The sequence below is a fragment of the Streptomyces sp. NPDC007808 genome (assembly GCF_042868655.1).
GTDB lineage: Bacteria > Actinomycetota > Actinomycetes > Streptomycetales > Streptomycetaceae > Streptomyces.
In genome coordinates this window covers 445185-472150 of sequence record NZ_JBIAEQ010000003.1, presented here as the reverse complement: position 1 = coordinate 472150, position 26966 = coordinate 445185, and the positions used below count along the sequence as shown (strand labels likewise).

15 protein-coding genes are annotated in these 26966 nt (G+C 74.3%); 2 read left to right on the top strand and 13 right to left on the bottom strand.

Annotated features, from left to right (window positions below):
• Nucleotides 1-87: 87 nt before the first annotated feature.
• The 3 genes from ACFYNL_RS13870 to ACFYNL_RS13860 form a co-directional block, all read right to left on the bottom strand.
• The gene (locus tag ACFYNL_RS13870; RefSeq protein ID WP_388801694.1) at nucleotides 88-1338 is read right to left on the bottom strand and encodes an ATP-binding protein; all 1251 of its coding nucleotides are present in this window, start codon (nucleotides 1336-1338) and stop codon (nucleotides 88-90) included.
• Nucleotides 1335-2063 carry a hypothetical protein gene (locus ACFYNL_RS13865; protein ID WP_388801692.1) on the bottom strand — a complete coding sequence of 243 codons (729 nt, stop codon included), beginning with the start codon at nucleotides 2061-2063 and terminating at the stop codon, nucleotides 1335-1337. Before ACFYNL_RS13865 ends, ACFYNL_RS13870 begins: the two co-directional genes overlap by 4 nt.
• 92 nt (nucleotides 2064-2155) lie before the next feature.
• Entirely contained in the window at nucleotides 2156-2662 is a 507-nt protein-coding gene (locus tag ACFYNL_RS13860; RefSeq protein ID WP_388801689.1) for a dual specificity protein phosphatase family protein, read from the bottom strand.
• Nucleotides 2663-2776: 114 nt separating this feature from the next.
• Here ACFYNL_RS13860 and ACFYNL_RS13855 point away from each other — a divergent pair, with 114 nt between their 5' ends.
• Nucleotides 2777-3583, top strand: a complete 807-nt coding sequence (locus ACFYNL_RS13855; RefSeq protein WP_388801686.1) for a nuclease-related domain-containing protein — start codon at nucleotides 2777-2779, stop codon at nucleotides 3581-3583.
• 94 nt (nucleotides 3584-3677) lie between these two features.
• Here the strand turns inward: ACFYNL_RS13855 and ligD are convergent, their stop codons facing one another.
• Nucleotides 3678-4559: a non-homologous end-joining DNA ligase gene (ligD, locus tag ACFYNL_RS13850; protein ID WP_388801683.1), complete on the bottom strand. Its 882-nt coding sequence runs from the start codon at nucleotides 4557-4559 to the stop codon at nucleotides 3678-3680.
• A 62-nt stretch (nucleotides 4560-4621) separates the two neighbouring features.
• Between ligD and ACFYNL_RS13845 the strand changes: the two genes are divergently transcribed.
• The gene (locus tag ACFYNL_RS13845) at nucleotides 4622-5674 is read left to right on the top strand and encodes a Ku protein (RefSeq protein ID WP_388801680.1); all 1053 of its coding nucleotides are present in this window, start codon (nucleotides 4622-4624) and stop codon (nucleotides 5672-5674) included.
• Between the two features lie 70 nt (nucleotides 5675-5744).
• Here ACFYNL_RS13845 and ACFYNL_RS13840 read toward each other — a convergent pair whose 3' ends face one another.
• The 9 genes from ACFYNL_RS13840 to ACFYNL_RS13800 are packed head-to-tail and all read right to left on the bottom strand — an operon-like array spanning nucleotide 5745 to nucleotide 26692.
• Nucleotides 5745-6494 (bottom strand): thioesterase II family protein, encoded by a 750-nt coding sequence (locus ACFYNL_RS13840; protein ID WP_388801678.1) that lies wholly within the window; start codon nucleotides 6492-6494, stop codon nucleotides 5745-5747.
• On the bottom strand, nucleotides 6491-8536 hold the full coding sequence (locus ACFYNL_RS13835; RefSeq protein WP_388801675.1) for a beta-ketoacyl synthase N-terminal-like domain-containing protein: 2046 nt from the start codon (nucleotides 8534-8536) through the stop codon (nucleotides 6491-6493). Before ACFYNL_RS13835 ends, ACFYNL_RS13840 begins: the two co-directional genes overlap by 4 nt.
• Nucleotides 8533-11820, bottom strand: coding sequence for an amino acid adenylation domain-containing protein (locus ACFYNL_RS13830; RefSeq protein ID WP_388801673.1), 3288 nt, complete (start codon nucleotides 11818-11820; stop codon nucleotides 8533-8535). The genes ACFYNL_RS13835 and ACFYNL_RS13830 overlap by 4 nt, the downstream gene beginning before the upstream one ends.
• Nucleotides 11810-15685: an amino acid adenylation domain-containing protein gene (locus tag ACFYNL_RS13825; protein ID WP_388801670.1), complete on the bottom strand. Its 3876-nt coding sequence runs from the start codon at nucleotides 15683-15685 to the stop codon at nucleotides 11810-11812. The genes ACFYNL_RS13830 and ACFYNL_RS13825 overlap by 11 nt, the downstream gene beginning before the upstream one ends.
• The gene (locus ACFYNL_RS13820) at nucleotides 15685-20331 is read right to left on the bottom strand and encodes an amino acid adenylation domain-containing protein (protein WP_388801667.1); all 4647 of its coding nucleotides are present in this window, start codon (nucleotides 20329-20331) and stop codon (nucleotides 15685-15687) included. The genes ACFYNL_RS13825 and ACFYNL_RS13820 overlap by 1 nt, the downstream gene beginning before the upstream one ends.
• Nucleotides 20328-21395: a MupA/Atu3671 family FMN-dependent luciferase-like monooxygenase gene (locus ACFYNL_RS13815; RefSeq protein WP_388801664.1), complete on the bottom strand. Its 1068-nt coding sequence runs from the start codon at nucleotides 21393-21395 to the stop codon at nucleotides 20328-20330. The genes ACFYNL_RS13820 and ACFYNL_RS13815 overlap by 4 nt, the downstream gene beginning before the upstream one ends.
• Nucleotides 21386-25000 (bottom strand): amino acid adenylation domain-containing protein, encoded by a 3615-nt coding sequence (locus tag ACFYNL_RS13810; protein WP_388801661.1) that lies wholly within the window; start codon nucleotides 24998-25000, stop codon nucleotides 21386-21388. The genes ACFYNL_RS13815 and ACFYNL_RS13810 overlap by 10 nt, the downstream gene beginning before the upstream one ends.
• On the bottom strand, nucleotides 24993-25199 hold the full coding sequence (locus ACFYNL_RS13805) for an MbtH family protein (protein WP_388801658.1): 207 nt from the start codon (nucleotides 25197-25199) through the stop codon (nucleotides 24993-24995). Before ACFYNL_RS13805 ends, ACFYNL_RS13810 begins: the two co-directional genes overlap by 8 nt.
• Nucleotides 25196-26692, bottom strand: coding sequence for an MFS transporter (locus ACFYNL_RS13800; RefSeq protein WP_388801655.1), 1497 nt, complete (start codon nucleotides 26690-26692; stop codon nucleotides 25196-25198). The genes ACFYNL_RS13805 and ACFYNL_RS13800 overlap by 4 nt, the downstream gene beginning before the upstream one ends.
• Nucleotides 26693-26966: the final 274 nt, after the last annotated feature.

Below are 26966 nucleotides of genomic sequence, written 5' to 3'. Positions count from 1 at the left end.
CTGACTAATCGCCACATTAGGAGCCCGTCTGGAGGGTCGCGCGTCACGCTGGGCCATAGGGGCGCAGCCGCCCGCGGGGCCGCGGCCTCAGGCCGGTGCCTGCCGGTGCAGGACGAGACGGGCCACGGCCCCGCCGTCCGCCGCGTTGGCGAACGTCAGCCGGGCTCCGAGGACCTCCGCCTGTCCCAGCGCGATGGTCAGCCCCAGCCCGTGTCCCCGCGATCCCCCCTCCGTACGGAACCGCTGCGGCCCGTGCGCGACGAGGTACGCCGGATAGCCGTCCCCGTGGTCCCGCACCGTGACGACCGGCCCGTCGACCGTCAGGGACACCGGCCTGCGCCCGTGCTTGTGCGCGTTGGCGACCAGGTTCCCCAGCACCCGCTCCAGGCGCCGCCGGTCGGTCTCCACGATGACGTCCCGGGTGACGACGACCTCCGTGTCGGTGCCGGACGCCCGCACCACCCGCTCCGCCAGCGCCCCCAGCGGCTCGCTGTCCAGTTCCAGCCGCTCCCGGCCGGTGTCCAGCCGCGAGATCTCCAGCAGGTCCTCGGTCAGCGTGCGCAGCGCTGCCACCCGGTCCCGCACCAGCTCCGTCGGCCGCCCCGAGGGCAGCAGTTCGGCCGCCGCGTGCAGCCCGGTCAGCGGCGTGCGCAGCTCATGCGCCACGTCGGCGGTGAACCGCTGCTCGGCGAGCAGCTTGCCCTGCAGCGACGACGCCATGGAGTCCAGGGCGGCGGCGACCGCGGCCACCTCGTCCTGCGGCCGGCTCGGGTCCTTCGTGCGGGGGTCGTCGACCCGCGCGTCCAGATCGCCCCCGCTGATCCGCCGGGCCACCCGGGCCGTGGCGTGCAGCCGGCGCGTCACTCGTGTCACCGCGAACGCGCCCACCAGCACCGTCACCCCGATCGCCAGCCCCGACGACCACAGGATGGCCCGGTCCAGGCCCTCGATGGTGCGGGCCTGCTGGGAGTAGTCGACCCGGACGGCGAGGACACGCTCGTCGTCGGCGGGGCCCGCCGCCCACATCGTGGGGTGCCCCCGGTGCTCGGCGACCACCGTGCCCCGGTCCCCGGCCAGCGCCAGGTCGCGCAGCGACTCGGGCAGCCCGTGCGGATCGAGTCCGACGCCCGGCCTGAGCGGGTCCCCGGCCTCGAACGCCGCCGTCGCGTCCTCCAGCCGGGACAGCGCGAGATCACGGGCCTGGCCGACGGTCTGGTTGGTCACCGAGACATGCACGAGGATGCCGAGCAGCGCGGCGAGGGCGCAGCACATCACCGTGATGAAGACGGCGGCCTTGACGGCGAGGGGGCCGGCCCACCGGGGAAGCGCGAGCCTCATGGGGTGCTCGCAGCAGGCGACGGGGAGAAGGAGGGGGCCGGGCGCGGGGTCTTCTTGCGGGGTCCGGTGCGCAGCATCTCGTCGTGCGTGAGCAGCATCGCCTTCTGGTCGGCGTCCCAGGTCCACTGCAACCGGTACTCGTATCCGGCCACCTCCGACGGCGAGCGCAGGATCACCGACCGGCCGGCCAGCTCCACGCCGCTGACGGCGTCGTCCCACTCCATCACCTGCACGAGCCTGCGCTTCTCCACGGTGTAGACCCGCACCGCGGTCGTGTTGCCCGGCATCAGCCGGAAGCCCAGGGTGAGGTCGGGGCGCCCGTCACCGGTCAGATCCCGGTAGTACGGCTGGAGCACCGGGCAGCGGCCGCGCCCGGCGCCCTCGTCGCAGTCGGCCATCAGACTGCCGGTCCGGTGGTACGGCGCCTTGTCGCCGTCGTAGTCCCCCGGGCTCTCGGCGATCTCCCCGCGCACCACCGCCACCGGGTCCACCTCGCGGATGTCGCCCCCGGGGACGGCGACGCCCTTGACGACCTCCCGGTTCACCTCGCCGACGACATAGGCCGGGCTGGACGCCGGCGTCAGCTGCGGCCAGAGCTTGTCCGGGCTGATCGCGGTCTCCGTCGGACCCGCGCCCTGGAGGCCCCCGGCGTCGCCGCACGCCGTCGCGGTCGCCAGCAGCAGGGCGACGAGCGCGACGATGCGCGTGGGGCGGCTGCGGGGCACGGCTCTCCAGGGGCTGGGGTGGTGATCAGTCCGTACACCCTATTCGTACGGAAGTCCTTTTTGCGCACCCGGTGGGCGGACGGGCGAAACGGTTACTCGGCGAGTTCCTCAAGGAGCCGGGCGGTCGGGAGCCCGGCCCGGAGGTAGTCGACGAACAGCTCGTTGTGCAGAGCCCACGGAGAGCGGCGGGAGCGTATCAGCCGGATCGCCTGCTCGGCGGAGCGGTTCCGGCGGATCAGCGCGTGGGCGACGACGAGCCCCGAGCGGTTGTAGCCGTGGTAGCAGCGGACGAGGACCCTGCGGCCGTCGTCCAGGGCCTCGCACGCGGCTTCCGCCAGCCGGATCACCCCCGCCAGCTGGGTGCCGTCCAGCGGCCCGTCGGGGATCGGCCACACATGGTGCTCGACGCCGGGGTCGGGTCCGTGCCCGGGCAGCCGCAGCAGCGTCTGTACGACGTCGAACTCGTTCGTCACGACGGCGAACTCCAGTTGCCCCGACGGCCCCCGGAACTCGTGCCCGCCCATCCACAGACCGGGCACGATCTCGCTCCACGGGCTGTCCGGAGCCGGTACGTCGGGTTGCTTCCTGCGGGTACGCAACGGCGCCTCCCCCACCACCCCTCTCGGGGGGTCTGCCCAACTCCTGCCGAAGGTAACCGGGTTCTTGCCCGGGCGGCACCCTGCCTGTTCCCATGGTCAGTGGGGTGATGGTGCATGAGCGGACTGCGCGTCGTACCGACCTGGCGGCACGGTCGGGAACGGCTCTACGTGTGCCTCACGGACGGGCGGAACATCGCCTGGTACGACAGGGAGGCTGCCAGGATCAACCTGCTCAGCGAGGACCGCAGAGAGGATGTGCTGGAGGCCCTCGGCCCGTTCGTCACCGGACCGGTGACGGTGGGCCCGCCCCCGGTCCCCACCCCGGCCGAGCTGGTCAGACTGGCCCTCCACCCGGACGACGACCTCGCGCCCAACCGGCCCGGCGAGGCGCTTTTGGTGGACCTCGACCGGGACCCGGGGCCCGCCCGCCGGCTGCGTCCCGACCCGCGGCGCCGGGCGCTCACGGCGGAGCAGACGGTGGGGGAGATCCTGGACCGGCTGGACGGGGCGGGGTGGCACACCCTGCACTCCCTGCCGCTTCCCGGCGGCGACCGGATCCATCACCTGGTGATCGGGCCGGGCGGGCTGTTCGCACTGCACGCCCTGTACGCCCGCAAGCAGAAGGTGACGGTGGCCGATCCGATGGTCTCCCTCGGCCGCCGCGAGCCGCAGCCCCTGCTGCGCCGGGTCCGCGCCGACGCCGACCGCGCCTCCTACGCCCTGACCGCCGAGGTGCGCCCGGTCCTCGCCCTGGTCGCCCCCTCCGACGTGGTGGTTCCGGCGCCGCCGCGGGAGGTCCGGGTCCTCAGGGACACGGAGGTGGAGGGGCTGGCCCGGGTGGGCGGGGTGCTGAAGCCGGCGGATGTGGAGGCGCTGCACGCGATGGCCCGGGACCGGCGGGTGTGGGGCGCGCTCGGCTGAACGACGTCGAGCAGGCGCTCGGCTGTCACACCGGCCCGGGGCGAGTGCCGTGCGCGGCCGGCGGGCGCCGCCGGCGTCGGGCCGGGGCGGCGGGTCAGGGCAGGGCGCCTGCCCGGGCCGGGTCCAGGAGGGGGGACAGCAGGTCCCCGTAGTCCTGCAGACGGGGGGCCAGATCGGGGGCGAGGAAGATCAGGTTCTCGGGGGAGCGGCAGTCCTCCACCTCCTCCCAGGTCACCGGTGCGGACGCGGTCGGCTCGCGGCGCGCGCGCAGGGTGTAGGGCGTGGCCGTCGTCTTGCGGGCGGCGTTCTGGCTCCAGTCGACGAAGACCTTTCCGGGCCGCAGGCTCTTCGTCATCCGGTGGATCGCGAGCCGGGGCAGCGCCTTCTCGGCCTCCACGGCGAGCGCCTTGGCGTACTCCGTGGCCCGCTCGGAGGGCGCGGGGCGGATGGACGCGCACAGGTGGAGCCCTTTCGAGCCGGAGGTCTTCGCGTACGCCTCGATGCCGTCCGCCGCGAGCCGCTCGCGCAGCCACAGGGCCACCTCGCAGCACTCGACCACCGTGGCGGGTGAGCCCGGGTCGAGGTCGAAGACCAGCCGGTCGGCCTCGCCGGGCGCGTCGATCACCCACTGGGGCGTGTGGAACTCGGTGACGAGGTTGGCGGCCCACATCAGGCTCGCCAGGTCCTGGACCAGGACCATCCGCGCCGGTCCCTCGACGCGCGGCACCTCGGAGGTGGTGACCCAGTCCGGGGTGCCCGGCGGGACGTTCTTCGCGAAGAAGACCTGGCCGTCCGGGCCGTCCGGATACCGCAGGAAGGACAGCGGCCGATCGCGCAGATGCGGCAGCAGGGCGTCGGCGGTGGTGGCGTAGTAGTGCAGCATCTCGCCCTTGGTGAAGCCGTTCTCCGGATACAGCACCTTGTCCAGATTGCTGAGCGCGAGCCGTCGCCCCTCCACCTCTGTGATCGGCGTCATACCATGAGAATTCCAGAAATAATGATGAATGTCTGAGTAAGCCGGGCAAAACTACCGAAAGGGTGCTGCGTGTGCGATCCATTTGGAACGGTGCCATCTCGTTCGGCCTGGTCAGCATCCCGATCAAGGTCGTGAACGCGACCGAGAGCCACTCCATCTCGTTCCGCCAGATCCACACCGAGGACGGTGGCCGCATCCGCTACCGCAAGGTCTGCGAGCTGGACGAGCGTGAGGTCAGCCAGGCGGAGATCGGCAAGGGGTACGAGGACGCGGACGGCACGATCATCCCCATCACGGACGAGGACCTGGCCCACCTTCCGCTCCCGACCGCGAAGACGATCGAGATCGTGGCCTTCGTCCCGGCCGACCGTATCGACCCGCTCCACATGGACAGCGCGTACTACCTCGCGGCCGGCGGGGCGCCGGCGGCGAAGCCGTACACCCTGCTGCGGGAGGCGCTCAAGCGCAGCCAGAAGGTGGCGATCGCCAAGTTCGCCCTCCGCGGCCGGGAGCGGCTGGGCATGCTGCGGGTGGTCGGCGACGCCATCGCCATGCACGGCTTGCTGTGGCCGGACGAGGTGCGGGCGCCCGAGGGTGTCGCGCCGGACACGAACGTCACGGTCAACGACAAGGAGCTGGACCTCGCCGACGCCCTGATGGACACGCTCGGCGAGGTCGACCTCGACGAACTGCACGACGAGTACCGCGAGGCCCTGGAGGAGGTCGTCGCCGCGAAGGCCGCAGGCGAGGCCCCGCCGGAGACCCCCGAGCCGGCGCGGGGCGGCAAGGTCCTGGATCTGATGGCGGCCCTGGAGAACAGCGTGCGCGCGGCGAAGGAGTCGCGGGGCGAGGCGCCCGCCGAGGAGCCGGCGGAGGTCAGACGCCTGGCCCCGCGCAAGACGGCCCGGGCGGCGCCGAAGCAGACGACCGGGAAGAAATCGACGGCGAAGAAGACGGCGGCCAAGAAGACCGCGTCGTCCGCCAGGAAGTCGACGTCGAAGACGGCCCAGGGGGCGAAGAAGACGGCGACGAAGAGCACCGCGAAGTCCACCGCGAAGAGCACGGCGAAGAAGGGCGCGGCCAAGAAGACGGCGTCCCGCAAGCGCACGGCGTGAGCAAGGCCGCCCGGCCGCCGGGGCCGTACGGGAGCCCTCACCCCCGGGCGGGCTCCCGTACCGAGACCTGTCAGGTCAGCTGTGACGCGATGAAGTCGAGCAACTCCCGTTTGCGCGAGGTGAGATAGAAGTGCTTCCCCTCGAAGACCCGGACGTCCAGTCCCCGGGACGTCACGTCCGCCCACGACTTGAGGTCCTCCGGCGCGCACACCGGGTCCCCGTCGCCCCCGCAGGCCGTGACCGGCACGCCGAGCGGGTCCAGGCGAGCGGGGCGGTACTTCGCCAGGAGCCCGAAGTCCGCGCGCAGCGCCGGCATGATCACCGGGCGCAGATCAGGGTGCTCGTAGACGGCGGCGTTCTCGGGATCCAGTACGCGGAGGTGCGCCAGGATCTCGGTGTCGCTCGGGGTGGGGCCGGGCGGCCGTTCCTCGGGAAGGCGCGGCCTGCCCCGGCCCGACACGATCAGGCGGGTGAGGGGGAGACCGGGGACGGCATCCAGCCGGCGCGCCACTTCGTACGCCGCCGACGAGCCCATGCTGTGCCCGAACAGGGCCAGCGGCCGATCGTCGGCGTCCCGCAGCAACACCTCGGTGACCGTGTCCGCCAGCTCCTCCATCGTGCCCGCGCACGGTTCGGCCAGGCGGTCCTGGCGGCCGGGGTACTGGACCGCGACGACCTCGATCTCGGGCGGGGTCAGCGCCGCCCAGTCGTGGAAGGCGCCCGCGGCTCCCCCCGCGTGCGGGAAGCACACCAGGCGGATCCGCGCACCCGGTACGCGACTGCCGCGCAACCAGCGGGCCCGGTCGTCGGGGACGGTCATGACTCCGCCTCGAACTCGGCGAGGAGGGCGTCCAGGGCCCCGTCCGCGGCACCGTTCTGCTTCAACTCGCAGACCCGCGCCGTCATCTCCCTGAGTGTGACCGGCTCCAGGAACAGCTGGATCGGCACGTCGACGTCCAACTCGTCGCGCAGCCTTCCGGTGAGGTGAACGGCCGTCAGTGAGTCGCCGCCCGCCTCGAAGTACGTCCGCTCCAGGTCGGCGGCGCCGTTCAGGTCCAGGGCCTCGATCACCAGCGCCTCCACCGTGGCCCGCAGTTCGCCGCCCGCCGCCGCACCCTCGGGCGCCTGGTGCGGTGCCTCGGCGGGTCTCCCCGGCGTCAGCGACCCGTGGCTCTCCCCGGCGAACGGGTACGTCGGCAGATGCACCCTGCGCCCGTCGCTCCCCGGCGCCGGCCACGTCACCTCCTCGCCCCGCACCCACGCCTCACCCACCGGGTCCAGGGTGCCGTGCGCCGCCCCGCCGCGGGCCAGCGCCGTCAGCCTCTCCGCCGCCTGAGCCGCATCCGACGCCACCACGTACGCCCGTGCGGCCAGCGCGGCCCGGCCGGTGCGCAGGGTGTGCGCGACGGCAGAGAGGGCGGGGGCGTCCGGGGCGCGCAGCACCGTCGCCAACCGCTCCGCGACCGAGGCCAGTTGCGCCTCGGTACGGGCCGACAGCGGCAGCAGCAGCGGACGTACGGCGTCGTCCGCCGGAGCCGGCCGCTGCGGTGCCTCCTGGACCACCACGTGCACATTGGTGCCGCCGATGCCCACCGACGTCACGCCCGCCAGCCGGGGCAGCTCCGGCCTGCTCGGCCACTCCTGTGCCTGTGTGACCAGCCGCAGCGGCGACCCGTTCAGGGCGGGAGCCGGGCTCGTGACATCCACCGTCGGGACCAGCGTCGCGTGCTCCAGCATCAGGATGGTCTTGATCAGCGCCGCCGCTCCGGCCGCCGCGTCCGCGTGGCCGATGTTCGACTTCACCGAGCCCAGACCGATGCCCGCACCGCCCGCGAAGGCCGCGCTCGCCGCCTCCAGTTCGATACGGTCGCCCAGCTCCGTCCCCGTCCCGTGCGCCTCCAGGTACTGCGCCGCCGACGGCTCCAGCCCCGCCGCCGCCCACGCCTCCGTGATCGCGGCCGTCTGCTGGGCCACCCCCGGGGCGGTGAAACCGACCTTGCCGGCACCGTCGTTGGTGACCGCCGTGCCCCGGATCACCGCGCGCACCGGGTCGCCGTCGGCCAGCGCGTCCTCCAGCCGGCGCAGCACCAGCACGCCCGCCCCGCTGCCCGGCACCGTACCGGCCGCCTTCTCGTCGAAGGGGCGGCAGCGGCCGTCGGGCGAGAAGATCCCGCCCTGGTAGTGGACATAGCCCTGCCGGCGCACGGTGCCGATGGCCACGCCGCCCGCGAGCGCGGTGTCGCACTCGCCGACGAGGAGGGCCTGCACGGCCAGGTGGACCGCCGTCAGCGACGTCGAGCAGGCCGTCTGGACGGTCATGCTCGGGCCGTCCAGACCCAGACGGTAGGAGATCCAGGGCGCAAGGAACTCGCGGTCGGTGAGGATACGGACCTGCAGGGCACCGACCGAGGCGGCGAGCGCCGGATCCGTGCCGGCCGCCAGCGCGTGCTCCGTCGGGCTGCCGCCCATGTACACGCCGGTGCGGGACGGGGCGTCCAGCGGGGCGTACCCGGCGTCCTCCAGGGCGGACCAGGCGGTCTCCAACAGCACCCGGTGCTGCGGGTCCAGCACCGCGGCCTCGGTGCGGCTGAAGCCGAAGAGCTCCGCCTCGAAGCGGTCCGCGTCCGGGAGCCGGCCCTGCGCCGGGACGTACGCCGGGTTGCGCAGCTCCGCCGGGTCCGCCCCGTCGGCCAGCAACTCCTGCTCGGTGAAGGCGGACAGGGAGCAGACACCGGCGCGCAGATTGCCCCAGTAGGTCTCCAGGTCGGGCGCACCGGGGAAGCGGCCGCTCATGCCCACGACGGCCACCGCGGACTCCAGCTCCCGCGTCGGATCCTGCATCGGGTTGTCCTCGGTCGTCATCGCGTCGTGCCTTTCCTGGAACGGAGCTGGTGCAGGGCCGCCTGGCGCTCACGGCGGGCGCTTCCGCGCCGGGCCGCCTCCTCCTGCAGGGCGACGTCGGGCGCCGTGCCGGCGAGGTGGGTCGCGAGCGAGGCGACCGTGGGGTACCGGAAGAGGTCGACCAGGGTGAGGTCCCGGTGCTCGGGGTGCTCGTGGAGCGCCGCGAGCACGGCCAGCAGCCGTACCGAGTTGCCGCCCAGGTCGAAGAAGTTGTCGTGGGCGCCGACCCGGTCCACGCCCAGCACCCGCTGCCAGACCTCGGCCACGCGCCGCTCGGCCTCGGTGCTCGGAGCGGCGTACGTCTCCCGCAGCTCCGGTCGCCCGGTGGGCGGTTCGGGCAGCCGGGACCGGTCGATCTTGCCGGAGCGGTTCAGCGGCAGCTCCGGCAGGCGTACGAAGACCTCCGGGACCATGTAGCCCGGCAGCCGCCCCGCGAGGTGCGCCCGCAGCGTCTCGTCCGGCACGTCGGTGGTGGTGACCGCGTACGCCACCAGCCGCTGTTCGGTGCCCTCGCCGCGCACCGCCGCCGCGGCGACCGTGACCTGCGGGTGACCGGCCAGCACGGCCTCGATCTCGCCCAGTTCGATGCGGTAGCCGCGCAGCTTCACCTGGGAGTCACCGCGGCCGAGGTAGTGCAGCACACCGTGCGCGTCGAGACGGCACAGGTCGCCGGTGCGGTACATCCGGCTGCCGGGCGGCCCGTACGGGTCGGCGACGAAGCGTTCGGCGGTCATGCCGGGGCGGGCGAAGTAGCCGCGGGCCAGGGTGGCGCCGGCGACGTAGAGCTCGCCGGTCACGCCGACCGGGACCGGACGCAGCCGGCGGTCCAGGACGTAGGCGCGCGAACCGGGGACCGCGTGGCCGATGACCACCGGCTCGCCGGGCCGCAGGTCGGCCGTCGTGGAGTACACGGTGGCCTCGCTCGGGCCGTACGCGTTGACGATCCGGCGGCCCTCCTCGCCGAGCCGCTCCACCAGCTCCGCCGGGCACGCCTCGCCGCCCACCGCCAGCGTGCGCAGCTCGGGCAGCGCGCCCGGGGCGCGGGGCAGGGTCATCGCCGCGGACGGCGGCAGGAACACGTAGGTGATGCGGGAGTCCCGCAGCCGTGCCTGGAGCGCCTCGCCCAGCCGCTCGTCCTCCTGCGCGATGTGCAGCTCGGCACCCGCGACCCAGGGGAAGAACAGGTCGGACACGGCCACGTCGAAGCCGAACGACACGAACTGCAGGACGCGGTCCGTCTCGGTCACCGGGAACACCGGGCGCACGTTGACCGCGAGGTTGAACAGCGCACCGTGCTCGACCGCCACGCCCTTGGGGACTCCGGTGGAGCCGGAGGTGTAGAGGACGTAGGCGAGGTCGCCGGGCGCACACGCGACGGGCGCGGCCGCGGCCACCGTCTCCTGGACCTGGTCCACGCGCAGTTCCGGTACGTCCGTGCCCGTCAGGCCCGTCGTCCCCGCCGCCGTCAGCAGCAGGGACGTGCCCGAGTTCGTGACCATGTGGGCGAGGCGGGCGGCGGGATGCGCCGGATCCAGCGGTACGTACGCGCCGCCCGCGCGCAGCACCGCCAGGGCGGCGATGCCCATCTCGGCACCGCGGGGCAGGAGGAGGCCGACTCGGTCCCCGCGTCGGACGCCGCGTTCCTGGAGGTGGGCTGCGAGGGTGTCGGCGCGCTTCAGCAGGTCGCGGTATGTGAGGCGCAGGTCGCCGCAGACCAGGGCGGTGGCCTCCGGTCGTTCGGCGGCTCGGTCCGCCACGAGGTCGGGGACCAGCTGCGCCGCCGGGAGTGCCACGCTGTGCCGTCGGGCGGCTGCGGGTTCGTCGTGGCTGGTCGCGCGGTTCCCCGCGTCCCTGGCAGGCGCTGCCGTGCCCTGGGTCAGGAGCCACTCGTGTTCGTCCGGCGGGAGCATGTCGATGGCCGACAGAGGAACGTCCGGACGATCCAGCAAACCCTCCAGCAGCGTCTCGAAGCAGCGCACCCACCGCCGTACCGTCTCCGCCTCGAACAGCGCGTCCCGGTGGATCAGGTACGCGGCGAGGTCCTCGCCCCAGCGCTCCACCTGGAGGTGGAAGTCGAACTTCGCGGTGTCCAGCGTGACGGGGACCCGCTCGACCTCGGCGCCGGCCAGCCGCAGCGTCAGCTCGGTGTCGTCGTCGTAGCCGAAGACCACCTGCACGACCGGGTCGTGGCTGATCTCGCGCGCCGGGGCGACCTCGTTCACCACCGCTTCGAAGGGGGCGTCCTGGTACGGCTGGGAGTCCAGAAGGGCGGTGCGCAGGCGGGCGATGAGGTCGTGGTACGACGGATCGCCGGACAGGTCGATCCGCAGCGCCAGGGTGTTGGTCAGCATGCCGACCATGTCCTGGAGTTCCGGGCGGTCCCGCCCGGACACGGGAAAGCCGATCACCAGGTCGTCGGTGCCCGACAGCCGGCCCACGAACGCGGCGTACGCGGCGAACAGGGCCATGAACGGTGTGCCGCCGCGCTCCCGGGCCGTCGCGGCGATCCGCTCGCGGACCCGGGCCGGCAGCAGGAACCGCTCGGTGCCGCCCGACGCCGAACGCACCGCCCCGCGCGGCCGGTCCAGCGGCAGCGCGACCGTCTCGGGGGCGCCCCGCAGCCGCTCGGCCCAGTACGCGACCGAGCCGGCGTACTCGCCGTTCGCCTGCCGTTCCCGCTGCCACACGGCGAAGTCGGGGAACTGCAACGGGAGTTCGGGCAGAGCGTGGTCCAGCCCCTTGGCCTCGTTCTCGTACCCGGCGGCCAGCTCGCGCAGCAGCACGCCCAGCGACCAGCCGTCGCACACGAGGTGGTGGGCGACGAGCAGGACGCGGTGACTGCCGTCGTCCACGGTGTACAGGGTGCACCGCAGCAGCGGTCCGGTCGTCACGTCGAAGGGGCGGGCCGCCTCCGCGCGCATCCGGGCGTCCACCTCGGCGACGGGCACGTCGCGCGCCACGCCCGGCTCGATCGAACCGACGGCGGACACGATCTGCGACGGCACCCCGTCGGGGCCGGTGCGGAACACCGTGCGCAGCGACTCGTGCCGGGCGACCAGCGCGTTCAGGGCACGCCCGAAAGCAGCCGCGTCGAACGGCCCGCGCACCGCGAAGGCGGCCGGCACGTGGTAGGTCGCGCTGCCCGGGTCCATGTGGTCCAGGACGAGCAGCCGGGCCTGCGCGTCCGAGGTTGGGAACTCGTACTCCTCGTACGCCCCGCCCGTGCCGATGCCGTCAGCGTTCATCTTCCTGTGCTCCGTCCCCCGTGCGGTCTCCCGCCAGTACGTCCTCCACGGCCGCGGCGACCTCGGCCACCGGCCCCGGTGCGAGCACATCGCTGTGCTCACAGTCCAGTTCGTGCACGTCCACGCCGGCCGAGCAGCGCTGCCACGCGGCCGTCTTCTCCTCGGTCGTCGCCTCGGAGGCACGGGTGGCCGAGAAGAGGGTCACCCGGCCGTCGTACGGCGACGGCTGCCAGGCCCGCGCCATGTCGATGTACCGCTCCATGGCTTGGACCAGGGTGTCGAGGCGCTGTTCGTCGAGGTCGGCGAAGAGCGCGCTGTGCGCGTGGACACGTGCGACCACCTCCGCCCGCTCCAGCGGCCCCGGCCCGGCCGGGACCCCGGGCAGCGCGTTGCGCAGCAGGTTGCCCAGCGACAGCTGCTCCACGGCGCCGGGGGCCGGCGGCACCCGCGCCACCTCGGGCGGTTTCGGCATCGAGTCGAGGACGGCGACCAGCGCCACCTCCTCGCCCGCCGCGCGCAGCCGCACCGCCAGCTCATGGGCGAAGGGCCCGCCGAAGGAGCGGCCCAGCAGCAGGTACGGGCCGTGCGGGCGCACCGCCCGGATACGCGGCACGTACCGTTCTGCCAGTTCGCCCAGTGTCCGCGGCAGTTCCTCGCCGTGCAGCACCGGTGTCTGCAGGGCGTACACCGGCCTGCCGGGCGCGAGGTGCGGCAGCAGCGCCGCGTACCCCCAGCCGAGCCCGAGGCCCGGGTGCAGACAGAACAGCGGAGGCAGGTCGCCCTCGCCGCGCAGGGTGAGCAGCGGGGCGTAGGCGTCCTCGGCCGCGTCGCCCGGGTCCGCCGCGCCGGTGGCGAGGCGGGCGGCGAGCGCGGCGGGCGTCGGCGCCTCGAACAGGGTGGCCGGCGGCACCCGGCTCCCCAGCTCCGCGTGGATTCTCGCGGTCAGACGCAGAGCCAGCAGCGAGTGGCCGCCGTACGCGAAGAAGTCGGCGTCCGGGCCGACCGCGTCCACCCCGAGCACCTGCGCGAACAGGGCGCACAGCCGCTGCTCGCGCCCCGGCCGGGCCATCCGCCCGTACCCCCGGTGCGCCTGCTCCGGCTCCGGCTCGGGCAGCGCGGCCCGGTCGACCTTGCCGTGCGCGGTCAGCGGGACGGCGTCGAGACGGGCCCACGCCGACGGCAGCAGATGCGCCGGCAGGGTGCGCGCCGCGTGCTCCCGTACGAGGTCCAGGTCGCCGCCCACGACGTACGCGACGAGCCGCTTGCCGCCGTCCGGCCCCGGACGCGCGGCGACCACGGCCCGCTCCACGCCGGGGCACGCGGCCAGCGCGGCCTCCACCTCACCGGGCTCGATCCTGAAGCCGCGCACCTTGACCTGGTCGTCGGCCCGGCCCGCGAACTCCAGCTCACCGCCCATGAGTCGGCGCACCAGATCGCCCGTGCGGTACATCCGGGCGCCGGGCGGCCCGTACGGGTCGGCGACGAACCGCTCGGCCGTCTGCCCGGGGCGGTCGAGGTAGCCGTGCGCGAGCCCGGTGCCGGCGACGTACAACTCGCCCACCGCGCCGACCGGTACCGGGCGCAGGACGTGGTCGAGCACGTACGCGCGGGTGTTGTCGAGGGGCCGTCCGATGGGCACGGACGCGCCGACCTCCCCTCTCACGCCGTGGGCCGTGGCGAACACCGTCGTCTCCGTCGGGCCGTAGCCGTTGACGATCCGCGTGTCCGGACCGAGCGCCCGCACCCGCCGGACCGCCTCGGGCGCGAGCACGTCCCCGCCCGCCCACACCTCGCGTACCGTGCCGAGCACCTCGGGCGCGATCTCCGCGACCGCGCGCAGGAGTTCGGCCGTGAGCCACAGGGCGCTGAGGCGGGCCTCGGGCAGCAGCCGCTTGAGCAGGTCGGGGGTGACGGGGCCGGGCGGAGCGACCACCACGGTGCCGCCGTTCAGCAGGGGCACCCAGGTCTCGTACGTGGCGGCGTCGAAGGTGTGCGGGCTGTGCAGGAGCACGCGCTGATGGGCGCCGCCCGCGAAACGGCTGTCGGCGGCCAGTTCGACGACGGCCCGGTGCGGGGTGACGACGCCCTTGGGCTCACCCGTCGAACCGGAGGTGTACATCACGTAGGCGGCGGCCTCCGGGTGCACGGCGGCCGGCCCTGCCGTCGCCGGCTCCGGAGCGCCGTCCCCGGCGAGGCCCAGGGCCGTGACCCCCTGCGGCAGCCGGACCGCTTCCGACGTCACCGCCAGCCGCACCCGAGCCGTGTCCGTCAGCACCGCCAGCCGCGCCGCGGGTGCCGCCGGATCCAGCGGCAGACAGCACGCGCCCGCCTTCAGCACCGCGAGCTGCGCGACGATCATGCCCACGGACCGGCCGAGCGGCAGCCCCACGGTGTCGCCGGGCCGCACACCCGCCTCCCGCAGCCGCCCCGCCAGCCGGTCGGAGGCAGCGTCGAGACCGGCGTACGTCAGCACCTCGCCGTCCGCCTCCACGGCCGGCGCGTCGGGCGTGCGGGCCACCTGCTCGGCGAAGCGCCCCGGGATGCCCGCCACCTTCGGCACCGGACGTGCGGGGCCCTCGGCCAGGGCGCGCAGCAGTTCCCGCTCCTGCGACGGGAGCACGTCGAGCCGGTCGGCCGGCGTCCCCCGCGCGGACGTCAGCGCCTCGAAGGCGCCCACCAGGCGGGCGGCGACCGTGGCCGCCGGGACGCCCCGGCGGCATCCGACCCGCAGCAGCATCCGCTCCCCGGCGACGACCGCGACCGTCACCGGGTAGTGCGTCGCGTCCCGCGTCTCGACCAGCTCGACGTCCCGGGCGGGGCCCGTCGTGCGCGGGAAGTTCTCGAACGCCAGGACCGTGTCGAAGAGTTCGCCCGCTCCGACCGCCCGCTGCACCTGCGACAGCCGTACATGGTGATACGGCGCCAGCCGCAGCTGCTCGTCCTGGACGCGGGCCAGCAGCTCGTCGACGCCTTCCCCGCAGCGCAGCCGGATCCGCACCGGCAGCGTGTTGATGAACAACCCGACCATCCGCTCGACACCGGGCAGATCGTGCGGCCGCCCGGAGACGACCGCGCCGAAGACCAGATCCTCCGCGCCGGTCAGCCGCGCCAGCACCAGCGCCCAGGCGGTCTGCGCCACGGTGTTGACGGTGACGCCCGCGTCCGACGCCAGCCGGGTGACCGCCGCCGTCAGCTCGGCGGACAGCTCGACATCGACCGTGTCCTCGTGGCCGTCGGAGCCGGCCGGGGAGAGCAGCGCCGGTCGCGTCACACCGTCCAGCGCCGCACGCCAGGCCGCCTCGGCACCCGCCTGGTCCCGGCCGTTCAGCCAGATCAGGTACTGCTTGAAGGGCACTGCGGCCGACGGCTCGGCGCCCGCCACCAGCGTCTGCAGATCCCGCGCGAGCAACGGCAGCGACCAGCCGTCCAACAGGATGTGGTGGAACGTCAGCAGCAGGTCGGCGCCGTCGTCGTGCCGGACCAGAGCGGCCCGCACCAGGGGCGGCCGGGCCAGGTCGAACCGGCGTGCCCGGTCCTCGGCCATGAGACGCGCCAGCTCCGCCTCCCGCTCGTCCGGCGCACGGCCGGTGAGGTCGGTCTGCGTCCACGGCAGCCGCACCGCACGCGGAATCACCTGCACCGGCCGGTCGACCCGCTCGTGCCGGAAACACGCCCGCAGATTCGGGTACCGCTCCAGCAGCCCCGTCACCCCGGCCCGCAGCGCGTCGGCCGGGACCCCGGGGGCGATCCGGAAACGGGCCTGCACCAGGTAGGGGTCGGGGCGGTCCGGATCGCGCAGGGCGTGGAAGAGCAGCCCCTCCTGGGCGGGGGAGAGCGGCAGTACGTCCGCGATGCGGCCGCCCATCAGTCGTCCCCCTCGTCGTCCAGGTCGAACGCCAGGTCGCCCTCCAGCAGGTCGAGCTGGTCCGAGGACAGCTCGACCAACGGGAAGTCGGAGCTGGTGTGGCCACCTGTGCCCTCCCGGCCCGCGTGCTCGACCAGCACCTCGATCGCCTCGCACCACAGCCGCGCCAGCTCCAGCACCTCGTCCTCGCCGAGCACACCGCGCGCGTACGAGAACCCGGCGCTCAGACACAGCCGCCCGGCGTCCCGCTCCGCGACGAGCGCGTCCACCTCCACGGCATGCCCGAGCGGCAGCGCGTCGGCCGCCATCCCGAGCAGCTCGCCGTCGGCGACGTCGCCGCCGGAGAACCGGCCCAGGTAGTTGAAGCGCAGGTCCGGGACGGGCAGCGCGGCCAGCCTCGGGGCCGTGTCCGGGTTGAGGTGGCGCAGCAGACCCCAGCCCAGGCCGCCCGAGGGGACCGCCCGCAGCTGCTCCTTGACCTGCTTGAGCGCCTGACCGGCCGCGTCCCGCGACGGCTCCCAGAAGTCGGGTCCCAGCGCGGCGCCCGCGTCCAGCCGGACCGGGTACTGGGTGGTGAACCAGCCGACGGTCCGTGAGACGTCGGCAGGCTGAGAGAGCGCCTCGCGGCCGTGTCCCTCCAGGGCCACCAGCAGGCCGGTGCCCGCACCCCGGCGCCGTACCGCCGCGGCGGCCAGCGCCGTCAGCAGCACGGCGTCCGCGCCGCAGTGGAAGGCCGCGGTCACCTCGGACAGCGCGGCCTCGGTGACTTCGGGAGTCAGCTCGACGGTCAGCACGGCACGGTCCCCACCGACCCCGCGGCCCCCGGCGATCCGGGCGTCCGGGCCGGTCAGCATCCGCTCCCAGCGGCCCGACTCCTGCTCGGCCAGTTCGGGCCGGACCGCTTCCCGGGCCAGCAGCCGCGCCCAGCGCGCGAAGGACGTGCCCGGGTTCCGCGGCCACGACTCACCCGCCAGGCCGGCCGCCAGCTCGGGCCCCAGCAGCCGCCAGGACACCCCGTCCACCGCCAGATGGTGCACCGTCAGCGCCAGCAGCCCCCGCTGCCCGGCGCCGCTGTCCAGCCAGGTGGCCCGCAGCATCTCGCCCTTCTCCGGGTCGAGCCGCACGGCCGCCGCCACCTCCTCGGCCCGGGTGCGCGGATCGACACCGTCGGGCACCTCGACCCGTTCGACGGTCACGTCGGGGACGGCCTCGGCAACCTCCAGTTCCCCCTCCACCAGGCGCATCCGCAGCACACCGTGCCGCTCGACGAGCCCGCGCACCGCCGCCTCCACGCGCCCCGTGTCCGCCTGCGGCGGCACCGGGAACACCATCGACTGGGTGAACGCCGCCGGATCCCCGGCCTGTTCACGCCACCAGTGCATGACCGGTGTGAGCGGGAACCGCCCCGTGCCCGGGTCCTCGCCCGGGCCGGAGTCGGCGGCCTCCCGTGCCGTCAGCGCGAGCGCGGCCGGCGTCCGCGCCGTGAAGACGTCACGCGGCGCGATGCCGAGCCCCGTCCCCGACGCGCGCCCGGCGAGCTGGATCGCCATGATGCTGTCGCCGCCCAGCCGGAAGAAGTCGTCGTCGGCGCCGACGCCCTCGACACCGAGGACCTCCTCGAACAGGGCGCACAGGGCGACTTCGCGTGCCCCCTCGGGGGCCCGCCCGGCGCCGCCCGGCCCGCTGTCCGGAGCGGGCAGCGCCACCCGGTCCAGCTTTCCGCCCGGCGTCAGCGGCAGCTCGTCCAGCACCACCACGTCGGCCGGCACCAACGCGGCGGGCAGCAGCCCGGCGGCGTACCCGAGCAACCCGTCCGAAACCGATACGCCCGCACCGCTCCCCACGACGTACCCGACCAGCCGCGGCCGGCCCGGCACGTCCTCCCGTACGACGACCACCGCCTGCCGCACCGAGGGGTGCCCGGCGAGGACGGCCGCGATCTCGCCCGGCTCGATACGCCGGCCGCGGATCTTCACCTGGTCGTCGGACCGGCCCAGATACTCCAGCTGCCCGTCGTCCCGGCGGCGGGCCAGGTCACCGGTGCGGTACATGCACGCGCCGGGCGGGCCGTACGGGTCGGCGACGAACCGCTCGGCGGTCGCCCCCGGCCGCCCCAGATAGCCGTACGCCACCCCCGGCCCCGCCAGATACAGCTCGCCGAACACCCCGGGCGGCACCAGCCGCAGCCGCTCGTCGAGCACGTACGCGCGCGTGCCCGGCAGCGGCGCACCGATGGGCGGGGCCGCTCCGTCGGCGGCCAGCGGGCCGGAGACGGTGGCGCCGACGGTGTACTCGGTGGGCCCGTACGCGTTGTGGAAGCGGCGTCCGCCCACGGCCCAACGGGCCACCAGGTCCGGCGGGCACGCCTCCGCGCCGACGGCCACCGTCCGCAGCTCCGGGTATTTTCCGGGGGGCAGCGTCGCCAGCACCGAGGGCGGCACCAGCACACAGCTGATCCGCCGGTCCGTCAGCACGTCCGCGAGGCGCTGCCCGACCAGCGGCCCCTCGGGCGGCACGACCAGGGTGCCGCCGGAGGCGAAGGCCAGGCACAGCTCACCGACGGAGATGTCGAAGGCGGGCGAGCCCACCTGCAGCACCCTGCTGTCCGCGTCCAGCCCGAGGACCTCCACCAGCCCCTGCCCGAGGGCCGTCAGGCCCGTGTGCGGGACGACGACGCCCTTGGGGCGGCCGGTGGAGCCGGAGGTGTGGATGACGTACGCGGGCAGGGACGGGTCCAGCGGGCCTGCCACCAGCGGCCGTTCGTCGTGGGCGCGCTCGTCGAGGACCAGCGTGGGCACCTCCGTCCGCGGCACCACCTCGGGCGCGCCGGCCACCACCAGGACCGGCGCCGCGTCCTGGAGCGCCAGCCGGATCCGCTCCGGCGGGTAGTCCGGGTCGATCGGCAGATGGGCGGCGCCGGTGCGCTGCACCGCGAGCAGTGCCGGGACCATGGCGGCCGTCCGGCCGAGCGCGAGGGCGACGACACGGCCGGGACCGGCTCCGTGCCGGGTCAGACGAGCCGCCAGCCGGTCCACCCGGTCGCACAGTTCGGCATACGTCAGCCGCAGGCCCTCCGCCTCCAGCGCGGGGGCGTCGGGCGTGCGCGCCGCCTGCCGGGCCACCAGGTCGGGCAGGGCCAGCGGCTCGGGGGCGGGGCCGCCGGACGAGAGTTCCGCCAGCCGCTGCCGGCCGGCCCCGGGCACCAGGCCGACCTCGGCGAGGGGCACCTGCGGGTCGGCGGTGAACCGGCGCAGCAGCTCCAGATAGGCGTCCGACCAGTGCCGTACGGTGTCGGCGCCGAACAGGGCCGTACGGATCTCGAAGCTGCCGTCCATCGTGCCGTCGTCGGCGTCCCGGACGATGCCCACCAGGTCGTGCTCGCCACCGGTGTGGATGCGCTCGGGCTCGCTGAACTCCCGCATCGCGGCCACGCTGCGCTGCTGGGTGAGGTGCATGAACACCCACTGGAACAGCGGGGACCGCCCGGCGCTGCGCTCCGGCGCGACCGCGGAGACGATCCGGCCCACCGGCACGTCGGCGTTGGCCATCAGCTCGGGGAAGTCCGTCGCGAACCGGGCCAGCACATCGGCGAAGGAGTCGCCCGGCCGGATCCGCCAGCGGGTCGGGATGGCGTTCATGACGTACCCGATGACCCGCTCAAGGCCCTTCGCGGCCCGGTTGGCGGTCGGCGTGCCCAGCACCATGTCGCCGGCGCCGGTCAGGCGGTGCGCCAGGACCGCGAAGGCCGCCATGAGCACGACGTAGACGGAGGCGCCGCGCTCCCGGGCCAGCTCCCGCACGGCCCGCGCGGTCGACGCGTCCACCTTGAACGGGATCTGCGCGATGCCCTCCGCGAGCCCGTTCCCGGCGCCCGGCACGGTGAGCGGCCCCGGCGGATCGGCGAGGTAGCGACGCCAGAAGTCCAGCCGCGCCTCGAAGACCCCCGCCTCCTCCAGCTCGCCCTGCCAGGAGGCGAAGTCGGCGTACTGGATCAGGGGCCGGTCGGGAGCCGGGACCGTACCGGCCCGCAGCGCGCGGTGCACCTCGGCGAACTCGGCCTGGAGCACGTCGAAGGACCACCAGTCGGCGATGACGTGGTGCAGGCTCAGCATCAGCGTGGCCCGCCGGTCGTCGACCGTGACGAACCGGGCCCGCATCAGCGGCTCGCCGGCCAGGTCGAAGGGGCGGCGCCGGAACGTCTCGAAGGCCTCGGCGATGGTGGTGCCCGTGCCGCGCAGGTCCTCCCGCTCCAGGCGGAAACGCTCCTCGGGCGGGAAGGTGACGGCGAGCGCACCCGGTTCACCGCCGATACGGGCGCGCAGCACGTCGTGCCGGGCGCGCACCACGGTCAGCGCCGTCTCCAGGCGCTCCGGGTCGACCGGCTCGACGGTCTCGTCGAAGTGATAGGCACAGCACAGGTTCAGCGCCGGGGTGCCCGGATACAGCGACTCGTACACCCACAGGTCCTGCTGCGCCGGGCTGAGCCGCACCGGCCCGTCCCCGTCGCGCGGCGGCACCACCGCCGGGACCAGCCCGGCCTGACCGGACTCCACCAGCCGCCGCATGAGCCGCACCCGCTGCTCACCGCTGAGCGCGCTGAACCGCTCGGCCATCGAAGCGCCGGACGCCCCCGTAGTCGCCGTCACGCCACGTCCTCCAAAAGCTCGGCCAGCCGGTGCAGCCCGGCCAGCACCTCGTCGCGGCCCAGTCCGAAGTCCACGAAACAGGCGACCTCGTCACAGCCCAGCTCGCGCAGGTCGGCGAGCATCTTCCGGCAGGTCTCGGCGGAGCCGAGCAGACTGCCCCAGGTCAGATAGCGGTGGAAGGCGAACTCGGCGAGCATCGCGGTCTGTTCCTCGCTCAGAGCGGCCGTGGCCCGGTCGGCCGTCCGGTTCGCCGAGGTCTGCCGGACGTAGGAGCGCAGGTAGCGCTTCAGCGGTACGGAGGCCAGCCGCCGTGCCTCCTCGTCGTCCGCGCCGACGAACGTGTGCGCCATCAGCGTCACCCTGCCGTGCGCGTCGGTGCCGCCCTGGTCGGGAGCGGCGGCGCAGGCGGCCCGGTAGCGGGTGATCTTCTCGGCCAGCTCCTCCCGGCTCTGCCCGACGGTCGCCCCGAGGACCCCGGTGCGCAGACTTCCGGCGGCCTCCCAGGTCGCGGGGTTGCCGGAGGTGGTCAGCCACAGCGGAAGGGTGTCCTGGACGGGCCGGGGCTGCGGCAGGACGGCGACCGAGGCGCCGGTGCCGTCGGTGAACTCGGCTTGCTCGCCCGCCCACAGCCGCCGCAGCAGCGGGATGTCCCGCATGGTCCGCTCGCGGCGGTCCTCGTAGTTGTCCGGGGCCAGCACGAAGTCGGCGGAATGCCAGCCCGTCGCCGCGGACAGCCCGATCCGGCCGTGCGAGAGGTTGTCGACGACGGCCCAGTCCTCCGCGATCCGCAGCGGATGGTGCAGCGGCAGGATCACGCTGCCCGCCCTGATGTTGATCCGCTCGGTCGCCACCGCCAGTGCCGCGCTCAGCACCGGCGGGCTGGGGAAGACCTGGCCCACCTGCTGGAAGTGCCGCTCGGGCGTCCAGACCGCGTGGAAGCCGAGCCGGTCCGCGGTACGGGCGACGGTGAGGATGTCGTCGTAGACCTCACTGTGCCGCGGGACGCCCCCGGCCGTGGAGTCGGCGGGCGTGTCGGCGCCGAAGAACATCACGCTCAGGTCCATGGCACCTCCTTGTCACTGGTGTCGGTACGGCCGTCGCGGCCGGGCTGCCGGGGAACGCGCGGCCGGCGCGGGATGGGCGCCGGCGCGGCGGGTGCCCGGGCAGGCGCCCGCTCCAGCTCGGCGGCGAGGGCGGCGACCGTGGGGGAGGTGAAGAGCTGGGCGGCCGTCACCGTGCGGCCGGCGCCGGTCAGCCGGGCCGCGACCCGCACCGCGCGCAGGGAGTTGCCGCCCAGCTGGAAGAAGTCGTCGTGCGGGCCGATCCGGTCGACGCCGAGAACGTCGGACCAGACGGCGGCGATCTCGCCGCGCAGCGCCGAGTCCGGCGCGCCGTCGTCGGCGGGCGCGGGGGAGCGCACCGAGTCCCGGGCCGCGTCCGCACGCCGGGGCGGCTCGGGCAGCGGGAGCCGGGACAACGGTACGTCCGGCTCGGCGGCGCCCGCCCGCAGCGCCTCGACGACCGCGTCGGCCAACCACTCGACGAACTCCGGCTCCAGGCACGACGTCCGGTACTCGAAGACGAGGGTGATGCCGTCCGGCGCGCCCGACGGCCCGTGGTCGTCGGTGACGTCGACCAGCAGCTCGAACCGTGCCGTGCCGGTGCGCAGCGGCTCCACACCGGCCTCGGCGCCGGGCAGGTCGACCTCGGCCCGGGCGTTGTTCTGCAACGCCAGCACCACTTCGGTGAACGGCTGCCGGCCCGGCGGCCGTGCCGGGTTGAGCGCTCCCACCACCTGCTCGAAGGGCACGTCCTGGTGGGCGAAGGCGTCCAGAGCCGTCTCCCGGGTACGGGCGAGCAGCTGCCGTGCGGTGGGGTCGCCGGAGGCGTCGGTGCGCAGCACCAGCATGTTGACGAAGAACCCGACGACGTCCTCGACGGCACCGTCCTGCCCCCGGCCGGCCACCGGTGAGGCGATGGCGATGTCCTCACCCGACCCGGCCCGCACCAGAGCGGCGGCGAGGGCGGCGTGCAGCGCCATGAACAGCGTGGCGCCCTGCGCCCGCGCCCCCTCCACGACCCGGACGTGCGCCTGCGCGTCCATCCGCCGTACGACGGTGGCGGCGTCCCGCCCGGGTACGGCGGGCCGTGCCGCACGGCGGGGCAGCAGGGGGCCACCCGCGGGCAGGCCGGCCAGTACCTTCCGCCAGAAGGTGAGCTGGGCCGAGGCGAGCGAACCGGGGTCGTCCGCGGAACCGAGCCGCCGCTGCTGACGGCGGGCGAAGTCGGCGTACGGCACGGGCAGCGGCATGAGCCGCGGCGCGCTGCCGCGGACCCGGGCGGCGTAGGCCCGTGAGAGGTCCCTGAAGAGCGGGGGCAGGGACCAGCCGTCCCCCGCGATGTGGTGCAGGACGAGCAGGAGTGCGTGCTCGCCGGGCCGGTCCCGGTCCGTGAACAGCACGGCGTGCAGGGGCAGTTCCGCCGCGAGGTCGAAGCGGTGCCGGGCCGCCTCGCGCACCGCTCGCGGCACCTCGGCCGAGCCGAGGGTGACGTGCCGCAGCCGCGGCTGGGCCGCGGCGCCGCTCAGCACCCGCTGTCCGGGTTCGCCGTCCCGCTCCTCGAAGACGGTGCGCAGTGCCGTCTGCCGGCCGGCCACGTCACCGAGAGCGGCCCGCAGGGCCTCGGGGTCGACCTCGCCGCGCAGCCGTACCAGCACCGGCAGGGTGTAGGCGGTGCCCGCCTCGACCCGGTCCAGGAACCACAGTCGGCGCTGCGCGTACGACAGTGGCAGCAGCGTGACCTCGTCCCGCACCGGAGCGGGGACGTCCGGCTCGGCCTTGTGCTCGGCCTTGCGTTCGGCCTTGCGTTCGGCCTTGCGTTCGGCCTTGCGTTCGGCGTGCGCCACGTGCGGGGCCAGCGCCCCCGGCGTCCGGCAGTCGAACAGCGTCCGTACGCCGACCTGCGCGCCGAGCGTCAGCCGGATGCGGCCCAGCAGCCGCGCGACCGTCAGCGAGTTGCCGCCGAGGTCGAAGAAGTCGTCGTCGGGGCCGACCGATGCCACGCCCAGCACCTCGGAGAACAGTCCGCACAGCGCCTCCTCGACGGGGCCGGCCGGCTGTCGTGCGGTCGCCGAGGCCAGCGAGCCGGTGACCGGGCCGGGCTCCGGCAGACCGGCGCGGTCCAGCTTGCCGTTGGCGGTGAGGGGCAGCGCGTCCAGCAGTACGAAGGCGGCCGGGACCAGGTAGTCGGCCAGCACACCGACGGCGTGCTCACGTAAGTCCCGTTCGGACAGCGGCTGTTGCGCGTCCGCGCGCGGAACGACATACGCGACCAGCCGCTTCTCACCCGTCGCGTCGGGACGGGCCACGACGGCCGCCCGCACGACCCCCGGATGGCCGGCGAGGACCGTCTCCACCTCGCCCGGCTCCACCCGGAACCCGCGGATCTTCACCTGCGCGTCGGCCCGCCCCAGATACTCCAGCACCCCGTCCGCACGCCGCCGCACCAGATCCCCGGTGCGGTACATCCGGTCACCTGCGGGCCCGTACGGATCGGCCACGAAGCGTTCGGCGGTCAGCTCGGGACGGCCGCAGTAGCCGAGCGCGACGCCCGCCCCGGCGGCGTACAGCTCACCGCTCACGCCGTCCGCGACGGGCCGCAGCCGCTCGTCGAGCACCCGCAGCCGCTTGCCGGCCAGCGGGCGGCCGATGGGCACCGGGCCGCCGCCTCGCAGCTCCCGCGCGGTGACCGGGTGCACGGACAGGAAGACCATGCCCTCGACCGGGCCGTAGCCGTTGCTCAGCCGCAGCGCGGGGTAGCGCTCCAGGGCGCGGGCCGCGTGCGCGGGCGACAACGGTTCACCGCCGACGATCAGTTCACGCACTCCGGCGAGCGCCCGCGGATACTCGTCGACGATCACATGGAACAGGGACGCGGAGAGATACACGCAGGTGACGGCGTGCCTGTCGACCAGGCCGGCCATCACCACCGGGTCGGGGCGCTGCCCGGGGTGCAGCACGCACAGCCCGCCGTTCAGCAGCGGGCCCCACAGCTCCAGCGCGAACGCGTCCCAGGACACCGGGGAGCACTGCAGCCACACCGAGCCGGGCCCGAAGGAGGCGAAGTCCTGACCGGTCAGCGTCCCGGTGATCGCGGCGTGCGAGGCGACGATGCCCTTCGGGCGGCCGGTGGAGCCGGACGTGAACATCACGCAGGCCGCGTCCTGCGGCCGTACCCGCACCGAGCCGCGCCCGAGCGGCTCGGCATCCTCGGCGTCCTCGACCGCCACCGACTCGGCGCCGCTCACCGGCTGCCGGCTGCCGCGCCGGGACACCACCAGGGTCACGCCCGCGTCGGCCGCCATCCCACGCAGCCGCTCCGCCGGGAAGTCCGGGTCGAGCATGACGTGCCCGGCCCCGGCCTTGAGCGTGCCCAGCAGCGCCACCACCATCTCCGGGGACCGCTCCAGGTGCACGCCCACCAGGCCGCCCGGCCGCACTCCGCGGCGCCGCAGCAGCCCTGCCAACCGGTCGGCCCGCAGGTCGAGTTCGCGGTAGCTCAGCCGCTCGTCGCCGTACACCAGCGCGGTGGCCGCCGGGGACCGCCGCGCCTGTCGCTCGAAGAGTTCCTGCACACCGTGCAACGCCCCCGTCGCCTGCACCTCAGGCATCGGCGGCCGTGCGGGTGGGACATATGTCGCTCCAGTGCTCCTCGACGAAGGCGAGGCAGTCCGCGCGGCTGCTCGCGGTGAGCGCCACGTCCCACCCGTCCGGTACGTCGATCCCCTCGGGCCACAGCGAGTGCCGGCCCTCGGCGTTGACGAGGACGAGATACGTCCCGTTGTCGTCCTCGAAGGGATGGGTGGTCATGGTCGGCCCTCCACGAGTTCTTTGCTCTCGGGGTTGTCGGGGTTGTCGGGGTTCTCCGGGTCCTCGGGATCGCCGGGGCGTCCGGAGCCGTCGTCGGTCGCGGTTCCCGCGTCCGTGTCGCCCGGCCCGGCATCGACGTCGGGCAGCAGCGTGTCGATCTCCCGTACCGTGCGCCGGGTCATGCTCAGCACGCCGACCGCGACACCGCACAGGCCGGCGATGAGCAGCATCGCCGCCATGCCGCTGCCCGGCCCGTCGCCCACCAGGGGCCCGAGCACCACGAAGACGCCGGTCCCGGCGGCGGCCTGCGGTTCGAAGACATGGTCGGCGAGCGGCCCGGAGACCGCCGTTGCCACCGGCACCGAGATCTGCGACAGGAACACCACGGCGCCGAACACCCGGCCGTGCCACTCCTGCTCCACCTTGGTCTGCACGATCGCCTGCATCACGCCGTTGATCATCGGCATGAGCGCCGCGCCCACCAAAATCGCCGCGCACCAGCCGATCACGCCGCCCGCGAGCGCCATGGCCACCTGCGCGGACAGGCACATGCCGATGATGCCGAGCATCATGCCCCGGGCCCGGTTCTTCGGCCCGCTCCAGGCCGCCATCAGCAGCCCGCCGGCGACCCCGCCGACCCCGATCGCGGTGTTGACGCTCGCCAAAGCTGCCGTCTGTCCGCCGGAGCGGGCCAGCACCATGGGCTGTACGGCGGCGAAGCCGAAGACCATCACCAGGTTGACGACGCAGAACGCCAGCATCAGATCGCGCAGGCTCGGATACCGGAAGAGGAAGCGCATCCCCTCGACGGCCTCGGCCACGAGCTTCTTGCGCGGTCCGCCGCCCGGCCGCTTCGCCGGGCCGGTGTCGCCCCGCAGCCGTACGACACGGACGGCGGCCAGCGCCAGGGCGAAGCTCACCAGGTCGGCGACGAGGATGAGACCGAGCCCCGAGAACGCCACCAGCAGGCCGCCCAACGCCGGGCCACCCACGTCCGCCGTGCTCTTGGCGCTCGCCAGGAGGCTGTTGGCCCGCTGGAGCCGGTCCTTGTCGACCAGCAGCGGCACGGCGGCACCCAGCGCCGGGAACTGGAAGGCTGCGGCGCCGCCGAGCAGCATGACGGCCGCGTACACCTCCCAGGTGTTCAGCCCGCCGGTGAAGTGCAGGACGCTCAGCAGCGCCACGACCAACAGTCCGCCGCCGTCCGCGAGTTGCAGCGCGGTGCGCCGCCTCACCCGGTCGACGAAGGCTCCGGCGAGCGGGCTGAGCAGGACCTGGGGCAGCATCGCGCACAGCGACAGCGTGGTCAGCGCCGTCGCCCGGCCGGTGGCCGACCAGGTCTCGAAGACGAAGGCGAACCGCAGGACGGAGTTGCCGACCAGGGACACCGCCTGCCCGCTCCAGACGAGCATGAAGGGGCCCATACCGGTGAACCGGCCAGGCTTCCCCCCGTTCTGCGCGGTGTCGTCGAGCGAGCGCGCCGAATCGGCCACGTGCGTACCCCCGTCGAATGTGGCTTCCGATCAAGAACCTTAGTTCGAAGTGATGTTCCGCGCAGCCAGGTTGTGAAAGGCGTCCGAGAAACTCTCACCGATACGCCTGGCGGCTGTGAGGACCCCGCTCCGACATGCCTTGAACTGCGATGTTTCGCGGAAACCTGCGCCTGTGCGGCGACCCGGCGCCGTCGGGCGGCTGGGTCTCGGTGGCCGAAACCCCCGCCACGGATGGCTGTTCCGTGGGGGTTGACCGATGGACTGGCCCGACCAA